The 14,694-nt window shown below is 53.9% G+C and carries 14 protein-coding genes, 1 tRNA gene and 2 other RNA genes; 1 reads left to right on the top strand and 16 read right to left on the bottom strand.

Translation table 11 applies throughout. The annotated features are described in order from the left end of the window. The 7 genes from ACZYUB_RS15900 to ACZYUB_RS15930 all read right to left on the bottom strand — a co-directional run. Positions 1-1,203 (bottom strand): TniQ family protein (locus ACZYUB_RS15900; protein ID WP_463949220.1); only part of this gene is annotated, 1,203 nt, incomplete at its 3' end. Between the two features lie 156 nt (positions 1,204-1,359). Continuing rightward, the gene (locus ACZYUB_RS15905) at positions 1,360-1,665 is read right to left on the bottom strand and encodes a helix-turn-helix domain-containing protein (protein WP_463949221.1); all 306 of its coding nucleotides are present in this window, start codon (positions 1,663-1,665) and stop codon (positions 1,360-1,362) included. A gap of 109 nt (positions 1,666-1,774) precedes the next feature. Further along, complete coding sequence (locus ACZYUB_RS15910) at positions 1,775-2,782, bottom strand: TniB family NTP-binding protein (protein WP_463949222.1); 1,008 nt, start codon at positions 2,780-2,782, stop codon at positions 1,775-1,777. Then, entirely contained in the window at positions 2,782-4,671 is a 1,890-nt protein-coding gene (locus tag ACZYUB_RS15915; RefSeq protein ID WP_463949223.1) for a Mu transposase C-terminal domain-containing protein, read from the bottom strand. The genes ACZYUB_RS15910 and ACZYUB_RS15915 overlap by 1 nt, the downstream gene beginning before the upstream one ends. Next, the gene (locus tag ACZYUB_RS15920) at positions 4,671-5,294 is read right to left on the bottom strand and encodes a Tn7 transposase TnsA N-terminal domain-containing protein (protein WP_463949224.1); all 624 of its coding nucleotides are present in this window, start codon (positions 5,292-5,294) and stop codon (positions 4,671-4,673) included. The genes ACZYUB_RS15915 and ACZYUB_RS15920 overlap by 1 nt, the downstream gene beginning before the upstream one ends. Positions 5,295-5,426: 132 nt before the next feature. Continuing rightward, positions 5,427-5,523, bottom strand: an RNA gene (ffs, locus tag ACZYUB_RS15925) — signal recognition particle sRNA small type. 133 nt (positions 5,524-5,656) lie between these two features. Next, positions 5,657-7,093 carry a basic amino acid/polyamine antiporter gene (locus ACZYUB_RS15930; RefSeq protein WP_463949225.1) on the bottom strand — a complete coding sequence of 479 codons (1,437 nt, stop codon included), beginning with the start codon at positions 7,091-7,093 and terminating at the stop codon, positions 5,657-5,659. Positions 7,094-7,666: 573 nt separating this feature from the next. On the opposite strand from ACZYUB_RS15930, the gene ACZYUB_RS15935 reads away from it, so the two are divergent. Continuing rightward, positions 7,667-9,541 carry an alpha-amylase C-terminal beta-sheet domain-containing protein gene (locus ACZYUB_RS15935; protein WP_463949226.1) on the top strand — a complete coding sequence of 625 codons (1,875 nt, stop codon included), beginning with the start codon at positions 7,667-7,669 and terminating at the stop codon, positions 9,539-9,541. 146 nt (positions 9,542-9,687) lie between these two features. Here the strand turns inward: ACZYUB_RS15935 and ACZYUB_RS15940 are convergent, their stop codons facing one another. From ACZYUB_RS15940 to ACZYUB_RS15980, 9 genes are all read right to left on the bottom strand, one after another. Further along, complete coding sequence (locus ACZYUB_RS15940) at positions 9,688-10,140, bottom strand: type III secretion system chaperone family protein (protein WP_463949227.1); 453 nt, start codon at positions 10,138-10,140, stop codon at positions 9,688-9,690. A gap of 196 nt (positions 10,141-10,336) precedes the next feature. Continuing rightward, positions 10,337-11,095: a polysaccharide lyase family 7 protein gene (locus ACZYUB_RS15945; RefSeq protein WP_463949228.1), complete on the bottom strand. Its 759-nt coding sequence runs from the start codon at positions 11,093-11,095 to the stop codon at positions 10,337-10,339. A 152-nt stretch (positions 11,096-11,247) separates the two neighbouring features. After that, positions 11,248-11,907 (bottom strand): glutathione S-transferase family protein, encoded by a 660-nt coding sequence (locus tag ACZYUB_RS15950; RefSeq protein WP_463949229.1) that lies wholly within the window; start codon positions 11,905-11,907, stop codon positions 11,248-11,250. Positions 11,908-11,954: 47 nt separating this feature from the next. Further along, positions 11,955-12,368, bottom strand: a complete 414-nt coding sequence (locus ACZYUB_RS15955) for a VOC family protein (protein ID WP_463949230.1) — start codon at positions 12,366-12,368, stop codon at positions 11,955-11,957. 44 nt (positions 12,369-12,412) lie between these two features. Beyond that, positions 12,413-12,931: a GNAT family N-acetyltransferase gene (locus tag ACZYUB_RS15960; RefSeq protein ID WP_463949231.1), complete on the bottom strand. Its 519-nt coding sequence runs from the start codon at positions 12,929-12,931 to the stop codon at positions 12,413-12,415. A gap of 42 nt (positions 12,932-12,973) precedes the next feature. Then, positions 12,974-13,312, bottom strand: a complete 339-nt coding sequence (locus ACZYUB_RS15965; protein ID WP_463949232.1) for a nuclear transport factor 2 family protein — start codon at positions 13,310-13,312, stop codon at positions 12,974-12,976. 48 nt (positions 13,313-13,360) lie between these two features. Next, on the bottom strand, positions 13,361-13,651 hold the full coding sequence (locus ACZYUB_RS15970; protein ID WP_463949233.1) for a hypothetical protein: 291 nt from the start codon (positions 13,649-13,651) through the stop codon (positions 13,361-13,363). Between the two features lie 733 nt (positions 13,652-14,384). Next, positions 14,385-14,506: non-coding RNA, RtT sRNA (locus tag ACZYUB_RS15975), on the bottom strand. A gap of 42 nt (positions 14,507-14,548) precedes the next feature. Beyond that, positions 14,549-14,636, bottom strand: a tRNA-Ser gene (locus tag ACZYUB_RS15980). Between the last annotated feature and the right edge of the window lie 58 nt (positions 14,637-14,694).

Raw genomic sequence — 14,694 nt, forward strand, 5'->3', positions numbered from 1 at the left:
GGTGTCATTGAATGTCGAGCGATGAGCCTGTCGGCACTCAATGACGTGCCGCAAATGAAAGAGCGGCTCATGCGGCTTGAGCCCACCGTGGATCCTCCTGTGGGCCGGGGTCAAGTACCCGTCCTGCAGAAGTCGAAAAACCTGTTCAACGGACGTGCCAAGCAGGGCAGCAGCCTCGATGGCGGTTAACTGAATGTCGGCCAGATTGGCGACCCGCATTTTGGGATTAGCACAGACCAGCTCGGTCAGATAATCGAGCAGCCCGCGCAAGATGAAGTTGCGATGGCTATCGCGCGTCGGTAACTGGCGGCAGTCCGTCAGGACAGAGCCGAATACTTCACGAAACGCCGTGTGATTGAGTAACCGGGTCTGAGTCTGCAGTGCCTTTTGCGCCATCTGCTGCAACTCGTGATGGAAATTGGCGGGCCAGGCCGAGAAATAGTCAATCGCCGTGGTTAGGGTACCGAATTCCGGTTGCCCGGCGTCGGCCGTCTTATTCCGCAACCAATACCAGTACAGGGCTCCAAACATCAAGCTTGGATGCTCACTGGAGAGCAAAGGGTTGGTTGATTCAAATCGGGCACCGCAGATGAGGGCGCTAAGTTGCTGTGCCTCAGCGCTCGCGGACTGGGTAATCGCTGTTCGCAGGTCAAACCCGCAGCGGCAATGAGTTAACGACTCGCTGCGCTGGTAGTCCAGCGCCTCGCCACAGCTGGGGCAGAGATGACGTAATTGGCTGCCGTGCTGATGGCAGGCCAGATAGGGGCTGTAGTGCCAGTGCTGACGAATATAGGCCGACTCGTGCAAACAGGCGGGGCAAACCGGGATCGGGCCAGTTCGGATAAAGCCCAGCGGAATATCAACACCGGCACGATGTACGCAAGCATGCCCAGAGCCGAAATGCAGTCCGGAGTGCATCAAGCTCAGTTGTAACAGGCAGGCCGGATCCAGATCGGTCAACTGCGCAAACAGTTGCAGGGCTCTAACTCTTAAACCGCTAGAGCGTTGGGCATGAAACACATTGACGCGCGCAAGTTCCAGCGGGAAAGCGCCACTGGCCTCATGATCCTGCACCAACAGGCTGTCACGGATGGCCCCACTCAGCAGTGCATAACGCTCAAAGCCATTCTCCTGGCTCAGCCTGAGCAGATAGCTCTCCAGTGATTCATCAGGGTAAGGCTCCGGGCGAATAAGAAGGCGCATTCAGCCTCCAAAACTAAATATTACTTAGTTTTAAGTTGTAGCAGTTCCGTGATGAATTGCTATGGCTGTGTGTCAAATTGGGATGAAAGTAACAATTCAATTTCGCTGCATGGTCAGAGCTTATTTAAGCGGAACCTGAATCCATCTTTGACCTTATCAGTCCTTTGGTGGCGACAGTTGCAGCAACATCTCTTGCTGCCTTTCTTTCGGCAATTTGGCCAGCGCACACAGCAGTTCAGCCAACAAGTCATCATCACAGTAGAAATAAGCCACGGGAAAGCCCAGCTCCTGGGCAATGCGTTGCATCGTCTGGTAGTCAGGGGCGTGTTTGCCTTTTTCGTACTGGTTCATTCGGGCGCTAGCCGTGCTCTGCTCCATACCTAATCGCATCCCAAGTTGCTGTTGCGTCAGACCTGCCGCCTTGCGTGCGGCTTTGAGCCTGAGGGGTAATGGGTTTGTCATGGGGTATCTGCTAGCTGAGGATCAGGTAGCTAAGATTTTCTTAGTCTTATACGAACAAGTGTACTAAGCAATACTTAGTTTGAAGGGTAAAGAGGGGGAGAAGTTCACGTTATCGCTTCTTGAGTAACTGGCTGATGGGGATTTTGTCGGTAAATTGCAGTGGTATCAGAACTTCATCTTTGCCCGCTGCATCGATCTCATAGCGCGAGTATTGCTTTACTTCGCACGTCTGAATCTCATCAATGGGTTGCAGAAACGGGTTGACCTGGTCGGGATAAAACAGCGCAAACGCCACGGCGATATGCTCGTGCTGAAGCGTCTCGGAATGGTCGGCCAGTGCCTGTTTCACCGATTCATTGAGGAGCCATTTTAGTTCTCGTACTCTGCCATTACAGGAAGCAAATAGCGCGAAAATCGTATGTTTGGCTTCCAGCTTGGGTGGTGTTGCAAAGGGCATCCGTTTGGCCAGCCCCATGACAAAACGAACAAAACTCTCTGTATCTTCTGAAAGCTTGAAGAAGGGGATAGTTCTTCGCACCATGAGCCGCGACGCCCATTGCGGCTCTTCGGCAATTTTTGCAGCCCATGGCATGCCGACGAGCACAATCGGGATCTTGGCGGTTTCACTGATGTATTTGAGACGATTGGCGATCTGATTGCGTTTCTCGCGAGTCTTGTTTTCGATCAACTCCTGAAATTCATCGATGATGATCAACTCGGTTTCACACCGCTTCAGGCATTTAATGAGCGCCTCGGTCAGGCTTTCTGCCGAGCTTCGGTGCAGACGGTATTCACTGCCCCATTGACCCAGATCCTTAAGTAGTTCGACCATGGTGGATTCGAGCGTCGGCTTACTCGGGATCCGGCTGACCAATAACGGTTTGTGAACAAAGCCATGGCCACTTTGTTCGGGAGACAGGGCCATATAATGGCGGAGCAGCGATGATTTGCCAGCTCCGGCATCACCCGTCAGCAGCATACAAATCGGCTCACCGGCGAACTGTTTGTCATAGCGCAGACGATCGAAATCATCCTGAATGATGCGAAGCAGGGGCGTCTCCACATAGCAGTCGATAAACGATTTGAGCTTATCGGCATCGGTACAGGATAGCTCCATCAGTAGGGCTCCAGGCCAGAGGTAAAGCCGTCCCAATCGTCATCAAGTTGCGGCGAGGTGGTCTTTGGCTGTATCGGGACATCATCCTTAGATTCAGACAGTTGAGGGCCGGACAAAAGACCGGTAGTCGTCTGGCTGCCAATATCACGGTATTTGGCTATTTTGTTAATCCCTTTGGTATTGCGTTGTTTCAGTGTTTGACGGACTTCGGACAGTTCGCTTTGTATCCGGCTGTTAATATAAGTTCGCGCTTTAGCGAGGCTGACAACGTCCATTTGTGTGTCAATAAAATCTCGGTGCAATTTCATATTGATCTGGTGTTCTTGCAGGCTCAAACCTTTCGTGTAACCTTCAGGATCAATACAAGGAACTCGTATGAACTTGCCAGCTTCCTTTATAAAAACAAACACATAAGATATGTCTCTAGGATTTAGTTTTACGAGCACTTTCCGCTTGCCATGCGTCTTATCAGGATAATTCATCCGATAGGATGCCAACTCATCTGAGTCATAACGCAAGTGAAATCGCTGGATCCCCCCCCGTCTATGCGTACATTGAAGACTGATACTTAATATGACTTCAAGCTTTGCCAGGTCATCCTCAGCAACGGGTGCCGGTGGCAATTTATTGCAACCATATTGCCAAGATTGTATTGGGATATAGCGGTGCCTGCTATCAGGCTCATAGTGGTAAACGTCAATGATCCAGCGGTGAAAGATCTCCAAAAAAGTTGAAAACCGCATCACTGCATCTTTTTGGGGATCATATTCGCCTCTTTCTAAAACATTGGAGAATGTCTTGCCGGGAATCGGTTCCAGAAGTTTACGATTTATAGTGCCAAACATGCGCTCAATCATGGGCTTGAGCCAAGGTTTTCTAACCGGGTTGTATTGAATATTGATCCCCAATTCCAGACAAGACTGCTCCAGACTTTTACTCCAGAACTCAACCCCGTTATCGACAACCAACGTCTCTGGTTTGCCATAGCATGGCCATTCGTGCTCAACGGTCGGGTATTTGTCTTTAACATAGTTCTTTGGGGGAATGCAGCTGAGTAATGCGTTACGAACAGACTCATAACCAGGTTGGTTGAAGCTGAGATTAAAGCCGACAACACAATGGCTGTATGAATCAATCAGTAGCGTTAGACAAGGCCGCCCCAACGGAACCAGTAAATCATCATCAAGCAGGATCAGATCCAGCGGCGTATGGTCAATCTCGACTCTCTCCATAACGCGGCTTGGCGGTTTATGGCTGCTGATGGTCCTAAATTCCACATCAGCCATATATGAGCCCTTTCTGCTTCGCATAACTTGATAGGCCGGTAGCTTTTTTACTCTGTTGTAAAAAGCCATATAGGATATAGCCTTGATCGGATTTTCGACTACATTGAGGTTTTCTATACGAATAATGTCGGTATAGCGTTGATAAGCAGAGGCTATTGACGGTTGTTCTCCAACCAGAAAGCAGTGAACAGCTTGTTCAAAAAAAATCTCATCACTCGATGGCAGTCGACTTCTCACATTCCCTTTTTCTTGATGCTTGGGTATAAGAGCCGTCAGTTTCCTACCATGTTGATTATAATTTTTTTGCCAGCGAGCCAGAGTCCGCCAGTTTGGCACAGGTGGTGGCAATGCCTTAGCTGCTTCACCAAGTAACGGAACCAGATTTTTCTCTGTCCAGCCTCCTACCAAATGCTCTTCAATCCAGCGGATATAGTCGAGACGATGAAGTGCTTGAGCCTTGAGATCAGCAGGAAAGCTATCAACAGTCGCAGATAGTACTGTTGGTGATATAGCCGCTAGTTCAGGAGCTTCTTGTGGCTGAGGATTGGTAAACTCATCCTCAAATATTCCACTTGCCGCCCCAATGGTCGGTTGAGCACACATCAACTCATCCACACGATACTGGAACAGCCCATTTCGTGCTCAGTCAGGTCGCTATGAATTAACCCCCTGGCGATCAGTGACAAAACCGTTTCTAGAACTTCTCCTGGTGGCGCACCTGTCGAACCGGATAACCTAGCTAGCGAAACCCTTCCGAAATCCTTTACTAACCCGAGCAGCTGCACATGCAGAGGCGTAAAACTCTGAAAGCCTGAGTAGCGATGCAATAACTTGAGATTCCCCAGAATCGGATCAATCCGGATCTGCCTTTCTGTGATGAGCTTCAGTGGGCAAGAAAGCTCAATAGCCCTTTGCTGCTTGAAGGGAAAACGCTGGAGAAAGTCTGGTTCTGCAACTTTATCTGAGGGTTTGACCTCAATAAAACTGACATTGCCTTGCTGATCTACGACCCGAAAATCTGGGGTATAGGGACAGTCTCGGCCCTCGAAGGCGTAATAAAAGCCTTCTGGCTGAGCTTCAAATGCTTTAACAGCAGGAGAGTACTCTAGGTGAAAGCAGGTATCGAACTCTAGGGATGATTCCACTGTAAGCACAGTGTTCATCTTGGCGCTGACGAATTTGAAGAGGTTCTTGACGCGGGAGTGTTTGAGATGCCGACGGTACATAACCCCTCCAACCTGTTGTTACTTTCTTACAGGTTTAGGCTATGTCAACTTATGGTGCAAGTTTATGCCAGCTTATGCTTTAGATATGTCAACTTATGGTTTAGGCGACAGATTTACCAGAAATGGTGGAGGCTCTGCCAGCCACATCCCGGCACTCGAAGGACTCGCCTTGGCTGCTACCTTCCGGTCCTGACCAGGTCGACGAGATTCCGATGCGGGAGGACCAACAGAGCCCCCATAACAACGCGGCGATACTAACGGTAGCCTACTGAGATTGCAATGATTTTTCCCGCATTCGCGCTCAAGTGCGGGAAAAGTCAGCAATGGCGGCGAGTTGTTGCTCGCCGCTTGTCGCCGGGGGATCAGACCAGCGCCAGATCCCCGCAGCCAATGCGATACAGGGTCCAGCCCGCCAGGGCAAACAGGGTGGCGGATAACCCCAGCTCCAGTGGATTGAGACGACGCGCACCATGCTGGCGGCGGGCCAGCCAGTAGATGGCGATGCCCGGTGCATACAGCAGGGTCACCAGCAGCAGATAGTCAATCCCCGCCGCATACACCAGCCACAGGCCATAGAGGGTGGCGACCCCGGCAATCAGCAGATCCCGCCAGCGGCTCTGCTCCTGCGGGCCATAAGTCTCGCCGGTCAGCGCCAGCTTCAAGCCGTATGCGCCGGAGAATACATAGGGCACCAGCGCCGCCGAGGTAGTGATATTCACCAGCGCCAGATAGGTGCTCTTCTGGAACAGGATAATGACCAGGAACAGCTGGATCAGCAGGGTCGAGGCCCACAGTGCATGGTGAGGGGCGCCACGGCGGTTTTCGGCCGCAAACCAGGTCGGGAACAGACCGGTGCGGGAGGCGATAAACGGTACCTCGCAGGCCAGCATGGTCCAGCTCAGGAAGGCCCCGGAGACGGAAATCATCAAGCCGGCATTGATCAACATGGCACCCCAGGGGCCGACCACTTTTTCCAGGATCGCGGCGGTGGAGGGGTTCTTCAGCGCGGCAATCTCCGGCTGGGTCATGACGCCGAGGGCAAACAGGCTGACCATCACATACAGCGCCAGCGCACTGAGCAGGGCTATGATGGTGGCGCGGCCCACATCACGACGATGCTCGGCCCGGGCTGACACCACAATCGCGCCTTCAATCCCGATAAAGACCCAGAGAGTGACTTTCATGGTGGATTTGACTTGATCCATCACACTGCCGAGCTCCGGCGTGCCCTGACCCCAGAGATCCAGGGTGAAGGTGTCCAGATGGAACGCCAGCATCAGTGCCACCGCCAGCACCAGCAGCGGGATCAGCTTGGCAATGGTGGTGACGATATTGACGAAGGCCGCCAGCTTGATGCCGCGGATCACCAGCGCCTGTACCGCCCAGATCAGCAGCGAGCCCAGCGCGATGGCATAGGGGGTATTGCCTTCACCCAGCCAGACTTGATCCGGGGTATCGACAAAATAGCTCAGCGCACTGCACATCACGACCACGTAGGAGACGTTGGCCAGCAGCTGGCAAATCCAGTAGCCCCAGGCGGCATTAAACCCGATGAAGCTGCCAAAACCGGCCTTGGCATAGGTAAAGATACCGCCATCCAGATCCGGTCGGCGCAGGGACAAACATTGATATACCAGCGCCAGACAGATCATGCCCAGACCCGTGATCACCCATCCCAGGGCGATGGCCCCGACCTGGGCATTGGCGGCAATATTTTGTGGCAGGCTAAAAATACCGGCGCCCACCATGGAGCTCAGTACCAGGGCTATCAAGGCGCCCAGACCCAGATTCTTCTTCATCGTTATCGTTTCACTATCCGGGGTGAATGTTCAGTCAGTGACGCGGACGCCAACTGTTCGGCAAGGCGCGCAATATATTGCGTAACTATTCTGCGTTCAATGGGTAAATTGGGAATTAAATTCAAAAAATACGAATTTAGTAGCTTGTTAATCCGTGATCGCCAGTGCTGTGGATTCTTATGGTTATGCAGTGGTGCTGAAAGGTTAGGCATGCTCTGTGCCATCAGCGCGTCCATATCGTCACCGCATCATAGCGCTGGGTTGAGCCATCATCCGTGGCCGAGGGGATGCCGAAGAGCGCATTGGTGTGGTTGCTCTATTTTGCTCGCGTTAAAAAGTGAGCGCCTTCGCAACTTTATCTTTACAAATTCGTCCTGCTCACAAAACCGCCTCTGGATAATTGTCTCTAGCGGTACATGGGATTGCAATCTTGCCCTGATGCCGCGGCATCAGAACACCGGCCCGGTGAAGGCAGCGCCTGCTCCGTCTGCATAGCAGCCGCGTAACGACGCTGCCTAGCGACCGGGTCGCAACAACATTAGGAAGTGCATTTCGAACGAAGGAAAATAAACAATGAAGAAACAATGCTTGGCATTGTCGGTACTGGCGGCCGTCTCCTATGGCGCCTGGGCTGGCGTGCCAGAAAATAATACCGATATCATGCTGCAAGGGTTCCAGTGGACCTCTGCCTCCAGCTCCGCAACCTGGTATAACCAGCTCTCGGCCAATGCCGACGAGATCGCCAGCGCCGGCTTCAACATGGTCTGGCTGCCGCCGCCCTCGCAGGCTGGCTCCCTGGAAGGTTATCTGCCAGAGCAGCTTAACGATCTAAACTCCAAATATGGCACCGAGACCGAGCTGGCCTCCCTGATCAGTACCCTGCATGGCAAGGGGGTCAAGGCACTGGCGGATATCGTCATCAATCACCGCAATGGCACCGGCAGCTGGTGTGGCTTTGCCAACCCCAACTGGAGCATGCAGGCCATCACCTCCGATGATGAAGCCTGGGGTGCTACTGGCTCGAACTGTAGCGGCACCCGGGGTAATGCCGATTCCGGTGGTGGCTATGCTGCCGCGCGGGATATCGACCACACCCAGAGCTTCGTGCAGACCAGCATCAAAGACTGGATGAACACCACCCTCAAGGGCGTCGGTTTTGACGGCTGGCGTTATGACTACGTCAAGGGCTACAACGGCAGCTATGTCGGCATCTACAACAACGCCACCAGTCCCTATTTTAGCGTCGGCGAATACTGGACTTCGCTGTGCTACAACGGTGAGGGCTGCGGCTCCGACGCCAACTACCCGGATGCCCACCGTCAGTTGCTGGTCAATTGGGTGAACGCCACCGGTGGTACCAGCGCCGTGTTTGACTTCACCACCAAGGGGCTGCTGAACAAGGCGCTCTCCACCTACAACTATTCGGTGCTCAAAGACTCCAGCGGCAAGCCGCAGGGCGCCATTGGCTGGTGGCCTTCCCACTCCGTCACCTTTGTGGACAACCATGACACAGGCCCGAGTGGTGCCTGTGGCTCAGGCCAGAATCACTGGCCGGTCCCCTGCGACAAAGTGATGCAGGGCTACGCCTATATCATGACCCATCCCGGCGTTCCTTCTGTCTACTACACCCACTACTTCAACTGGGGTTTAGGCACCCAGATCAAGGCGCTGATGCAGCTGCGTAAGTCAGAAGGCATCCACTCCAACTCCACCGTCACCATCGACCGCGCCGAGCAGGGGCTCTACGCCGCCTATATCGACGGTAAGGTGGCGATGAAGTTGGGCAGCACCGCCTGGACCCCGAGCGGCAGCGGTTGGACTCTGGTGCAATCCGGCACCGATTGGGCGGTCTGGAAGAAAGGCACCACTCCGGGTCTGAAGCGCACCGTGCTGCTGGTGTATGGCACCACGGCCAGCGGTGAAGACATGTTCGTGCGCGGCGGTATCGATCATACCTATGCCGCCAACAACTTAGGTCTGGCGTGCACCAGCAGCAACTACCTGTGTGCCATCCCGATTGTGCACAACAACCTGCGCAACGCTACCACGGCGCCCTGGAAGGCTAACGACCAGTATCTGGACTGGTACGGCACCGAAGCCTCACAGAGCACGGCAGCCGTCGGTACAGCCATGGATTGGACCACCAATATATGGCCTTCCAGCTGGGGTGCCCAGAAGACGGTGGCAGTAGACGGTTACGGCGTCGAGACCCTGAACACCTATGGTCAGCACTACTGGATGCTGGATGTACAGATGGACTGCTCCAAGGCCGTGAGCGGCCTCTGGTTCGAGTTCAAGACCTACATCAAGAACGGCGCTGGTTGGGAGGCGAATGTCAGCCAGTCTGGGACTCCTTACACCAGCGGCAACCATTTTGCCCAGTGCGGCAAGGTGAACGTGTTCCAGCGTGGCGTCAGCGCGCCGGTCAGCATTCACGACTTCCCCTGATCCTCACACCTTTTGACACCAAGGGCGCTTCGGCGCCCTTTTTTATGCAACTACTCTGGGTAACAAGCTCTGGCCCGGGTTGCGACGGGGGCGAAAATGACAAAACCCGCCGCAGCGGGTTCAGTCAAGGAGCAGTAGTGTCGGGACTAGTGCACCGCACTCATGCCTGCGCGCTCTTCCGGCGGATTCAGATAGCCCGCTTGTTCGCATTCGCCATACAACTGCTTCATACCGCTGATGGCGCTGGTCATAAACAGCTGTAACTGCTCATCGGTAAGGCCCGCGGCGATATGAATGGTGTCGCAAATCATCAGTCGGGGCAGATTGTCATCCACCACATCGACAAAGATCTTCAGCGTCGGATAGTTCATGTTCAGACGGCCCAGATCGGCCACCAGAGGCAGCAAGCCAACCGGGCGGATCTCCAGCTCGGTGGTGAACATCAATCCTTCACTCTCGACAAACAACCGACTCTCCAGCACGCCCTCGAGGGATTGAATATCAACGATGTGGATGCCGTGGCATTGCTCACACAGGTAGTGGGGGATTTGGCCCTGGGTCAACCAGCGCATCACGACTTCAAAACTGGGTACGATCATCTTGTCTACGGTTACCAAATGACAGGTGGGGCAGTCTAAACCAAAAGGGAGCCTGACAGAAGCTTACAACGCCGCGGTCGCGCATCCACTGCTATTGCTGGGCGGCGCGGCTATGGAGCCGCGCCTGATCCTCGCATCGGGAGTGCGTGCCGTGCCGTATCACAACAGCGATGGCGGGCCAGCATTTACCCGCTCCTCAGGGCGTCGGTCTGTGCTCGGTCTGCAACTGGGTGAAGCGCACCTCGGCCACATCGCTGTCACTGCCACTGGTCGCCTGCGCATAGGCCCCGGCCTTGAAGTAGAAGGGCACGCGACGCCAGGCCGGATCGGCGGCGTAGAAGTCATGGCGGAAGGACTCGCCGTTCACATTCACGCTCAGCACGCCATCCTGAACCTCGATCCGGTAGCTGAAGGAGCCCTTATCCACCTGCGCCTTGAATAGATGGCTGACATCCTTGTTGCTGCCTTGGGGATGTTGCTTGACCAGCGCCTTGAGCTGGCCTTGCTCCCACTGCAGCTTGATCAGCGGCCGGGCATCAAAGCCATGGATCTGGCCGACGATGACTTTCCCGGTCTCCGGCGCGCGGACCACCTGACAGCTGGCCTCCAGGCGATGAAAGCCACTGCCGGACCAGTTGCGATTGTCGTTACCTGGATCCAGTACCTCGCGCAGCTCCGAGCGCGGGTAATCACTATTTTTGGTGGTGCCACCGGAGGCCGGAACGACAAACACCATGGCGCCGTCGTCGGCCAGATAAAAATAGCGCGAGGCATAGCCGCGCAGTTGCTCGGGGGCAATTTCACTAGCCTTGTCATCGGGAATGGTCAGCTTCCAGTGCGCCAGATCGAAGCGCGCGCCTGGGGCGCTGTAGTCCAGCTGTGGCTCCACACCTTTACCGCAACCTGCCAGGCTCAGCAGGACGCCCAGAATTAAAATTACGCGCCATGGGGTCATGAAGGATCCTCTTCTGGATTGTCGGATGTGATTTGACTATGCCAGCAATAGTTTGGGGGCGATAGCGGTAATGGTGATGACAAAAACAGCATCGGGGTGAAAAAAAACACCAGCGGCCGATGACGCGGCGGGAATGCGCCGCGCCAGAGTGACTATTCCGTGACGGATCGGTTTGTGACGAAGGGGGTCAGATCGATGGCTTCGATCTGGCATACCGCCTGGATCGCCGGTAGCCGTGACAAGCGCTGCAAGTAGTCGCGCAGCGCGGGGAATTCCAGAGGGGAGTGGGGCAGGGGCTGGCACCACTCGGCCAGCATCCAGCAGAAAAAATCGCAGCCACTGAGCGCGTCACCCAGCAGATAGCGCCGCGTCGTGAGTCGCTGATCCAGCAATGCCAGCGCTTCACGAATGCGCTCGCACTGGGCGGTGCGGATCTGCGGAATAGCGGCTGCGTCCGTGGTGTGGCGGTGCGGGTAGTAATAGATCATCAGCTCGGTTTGCAGGGTGTTGTTCAGGTAGGCGAGCCATTGGAAAAACTGTGGTCGCTCAAGGCTGCCCAACGGCGGGATCAAGCCATGTTCGGGATGCTGTTCGCACAGATGAATACAGATGGCGGCGCTTTCGAAGATGGGTTGGCCATCGGCAATGAGCGTCGGGATCCGGCCAGCCGGATTCAGGCGCAGATAATCCGGTGATTTCTGGGCGTTGGATTTTTTATCGACCAGGACCAGCTCATAGGCCAAGCCCATATGGTGCAGTAAAAAGTGCGGCGCCAGACTGGCGTTGTTGGGGTAGTAGTAGAGTTGGTACATCAATGCCTCGTGGGGTCGGGTGTGGCTCTGCATCGGCGGCAACAGGATCAGGGCTGCTGTCTAAAGTCAGGCTCTGGCTGATGGCAGACCACGCAGAGTTTATTACCGGCCGGATCGCGGAAATAGGCACCATAATAGTCGGCATGATAGTGCGGCCGTAATCCGGGCTCGCCTTCATCACTGCCGCCATGGGCCAGTGCCGTAGCATAGGCGCGCTGTACCATGGCACGGCTGGCCGCATTCAAGGCTACCATCTGGCCATTTCCCGGATGATGAGGCTGACCATTAAACGGCATGCCGATCACCAGCAGTGGCCGCGCACCACCGGCATTGTGCCAGCCTGCCCAGGGTTTTTCCCGGTCACAAAAGCGCAACTCCAGGCCCAGCTCAGCCATCAAGGCATGATAAAAATCAAATGCCGCATCGAAATCCGTCACACTGATAAAGAGATGGGAAAACATATCGGGCGCTCCTGGTGGCAGAGGTCAATATCCTGTTTATTAACTTATTCTACCTGCGGGTTTGGCTGTGCGGATTTAATCCGGCTCATGGAATAAACATTCACATATCGGCCATTACGAAAGGCAAAATTTCTATGTTCCCCTTCAATGACAAAATCAAACTTTTTATATAAGCCAATCGCAGCCTGATTATCGGTATATACCTCCAGCTCGATGCGCTCTATATTTAACCAGTTGTCACATAAATCCAGGGCTGCAGCCACCAGTCGGGATGCCACGCCACAGCCTAATACCGATGCACAAACCGCCAGACCGAATGAGGCCACATGTTTACGCCGTGGGCGGGTGATGGTTTGCAATCCTAGTTGGCCGACGATCCGGCCCTCATATTCGGCAAGCAGATTATGGTAAGAAGCATCTGCTTGGGTATGCCGCTGCTCCCATAATTCCACTGAGGGATAAGGCAATTGCAATGTCCCGGCAATGGCGTGAGGCTGTTCGTAAATCTTCTTGATGCCAGCTGCATCTTGTTTTTCTGCCTGCCGAATAATTAATTCCATCATGGATACTCCTGGATATCGACGACACTCATGGCCACCGCTGGCCTAATCGCCGCGACCGATAAATGCGCGGATCGCCTTAATCTTGCCGTCGGTATTAAAGGTGACAACATCCACCACATACAAAATATCTTTGCCATCTACTATGATGCGCAATTCCCCAGCCACCCCTTGTTCTGCTTGATATAGATGTAATATTTCGATCGCGACCGTATCGGCCGCCTGAAAGTTCTTCTCGGTTTCTGCAATCACGCTCGCCTTGCCGGAGACCGAAATCTTCCAATCCCGTAATGTCACATCCTCGGCCAACATCTCGGATATCTGCGCAATATCCTTATTAGCATAGTGGGTTAGGTAAGCGACGAACTGATCCTGGTATGACATCATAAAATCCTTGGGCTTGGTTGTTGACTCTGAATGCACGACACCAATCTAATGGCTGGCTTTGAGCAATACAAGAACGGCATTGAGCTTACGTTTGGTATGCCAATTATCAATGGCCACCTGTAAACCGAGCACTAGTGTCAGGGTGATGATGCCAATCACCAGCGGACTGATGGAAGGGTCAAACTGCAGCCCCGCCATCACCAGCATTGCCAGAATAACTGCTAACACGCGCAATACCACAGGCTGCGGTTTATCCAGCTCTGCTCTGGCTTGAATTTGTTGGGCGTCGCTGACCGAAGATTGAAGGATATATTCCGGATGAATAGGAGTGGGCATGGCAGTTCCTTGGGGTAATAATTACAAAGTTGAGATTGATAAATACGCTTTGATTAATGGATGATTTTTAAATGTAATAGGTGTGCAATTATCGGGTAGGGAGTCAATATCAAACCAGTAAAATTCCCTGCAAAGATATGGTTCACAATTTTTAATTTCACCAAGCCAGCTATTGCAAAGATAATAATAGTGCTGCTTATTCATCAGCGGATCCCTTAACGTTGCAATTAAATGAGCAATGACGAGTTCAATCTCAACCCCATGGAACGAATAGCCTTGCTTTGACGCTTGGTATGGCTACCGCGGGGGCTTGCAGCCGCCCTCTGCCCTGAATCGCACTAGGATTTATCTGAACCGCCTTAGCAGAGTATTCAATATTATCACGGCGATTTGTGCGTCAAATCAAACAGCACCGGATTAAAGTAACTTCGGGTGAGTAAAATCAGCGTGGAGGCGGGTGACATGGCTTTTGCCTGGTGATGGCCCAACAGAACCCTGAAGCCGTCTGCCGGGCCGAGTGGAGAGCAGCCCGTAACTCGGAGTTTTCCCGGCAGTCGGCATCAACCCGAGCCCGGGATTGCCAAGGGGGAGGCTTTTTCCCCCGTGGCCCGCCGCCGTTCGCCGGAGGTGAACAGAGCGGCAGCACCTACCAGGCGGAACCGGATCAAACCGAACCGCCGGATTTGCACAATGAAAAGAGCCTTATCTTTCGATAGGGCTCTTTTCATTGATATGGCGGTGAGGGAGGCATGATGCGCTATCGCGCTCCCCTTCGGGGCCATCGCTACGCGATGTTGTCTCGCTACGCTCGGCTCGAACCCACGAGGGCTCTCACCCTCCCTCCGCGGGAATTGCAGATACAAAAAGAGCCGCATTGCTGCAGCACTTCTTTGAAGATGGCGGTGAGGGAGGGATTCGAACCCTCGATACGTTGCCGTATACACACTTTCCAGGCGTGCTCCTTCAGCCACTCGGACACCTCACCGTTGTTGAACTCTTGTTTAGGCGCGAGTTCATCACCTTTTAACCGTGCTGTGAGGTGG

This window comes from Pseudaeromonas sp. HNCC25DJ182 (assembly GCF_055413365.1).

Coding starts and splice junctions, on each gene's coding strand:
- ACZYUB_RS15905 (WP_463949221.1), bottom strand. CDS start 1,665: ATGACAAACCCATTACCCCTCAGGCTCAAAGCCGCACGCAAGGCGGCA.
- ACZYUB_RS15910 (WP_463949222.1), bottom strand. CDS start 2,782: ATGGAGCTATCCTGTACCGATGCCGATAAGCTCAAATCGTTTATCGAC.
- ACZYUB_RS15915 (WP_463949223.1), bottom strand. CDS start 4,671: ATGTGTGCTCAACCGACCATTGGGGCGGCAAGTGGAATATTTGAGGAT.
- ACZYUB_RS15920 (WP_463949224.1), bottom strand. CDS start 5,294: ATGTACCGTCGGCATCTCAAACACTCCCGCGTCAAGAACCTCTTCAAA.
- ACZYUB_RS15930 (WP_463949225.1), bottom strand. CDS start 7,093: ATGAAGAAGAATCTGGGTCTGGGCGCCTTGATAGCCCTGGTACTGAGC.
- ACZYUB_RS15935 (WP_463949226.1), top strand. CDS start 7,667: ATGAAGAAACAATGCTTGGCATTGTCGGTACTGGCGGCCGTCTCCTAT.
- ACZYUB_RS15940 (WP_463949227.1), bottom strand. CDS start 10,140: ATGATCGTACCCAGTTTTGAAGTCGTGATGCGCTGGTTGACCCAGGGC.
- ACZYUB_RS15945 (WP_463949228.1), bottom strand. CDS start 11,095: ATGACCCCATGGCGCGTAATTTTAATTCTGGGCGTCCTGCTGAGCCTG.
- ACZYUB_RS15950 (WP_463949229.1), bottom strand. CDS start 11,907: ATGTACCAACTCTACTACTACCCCAACAACGCCAGTCTGGCGCCGCAC.
- ACZYUB_RS15955 (WP_463949230.1), bottom strand. CDS start 12,368: ATGTTTTCCCATCTCTTTATCAGTGTGACGGATTTCGATGCGGCATTT.
- ACZYUB_RS15960 (WP_463949231.1), bottom strand. CDS start 12,931: ATGATGGAATTAATTATTCGGCAGGCAGAAAAACAAGATGCAGCTGGC.
- ACZYUB_RS15965 (WP_463949232.1), bottom strand. CDS start 13,312: ATGTCATACCAGGATCAGTTCGTCGCTTACCTAACCCACTATGCTAAT.
- ACZYUB_RS15970 (WP_463949233.1), bottom strand. CDS start 13,651: ATGCCCACTCCTATTCATCCGGAATATATCCTTCAATCTTCGGTCAGC.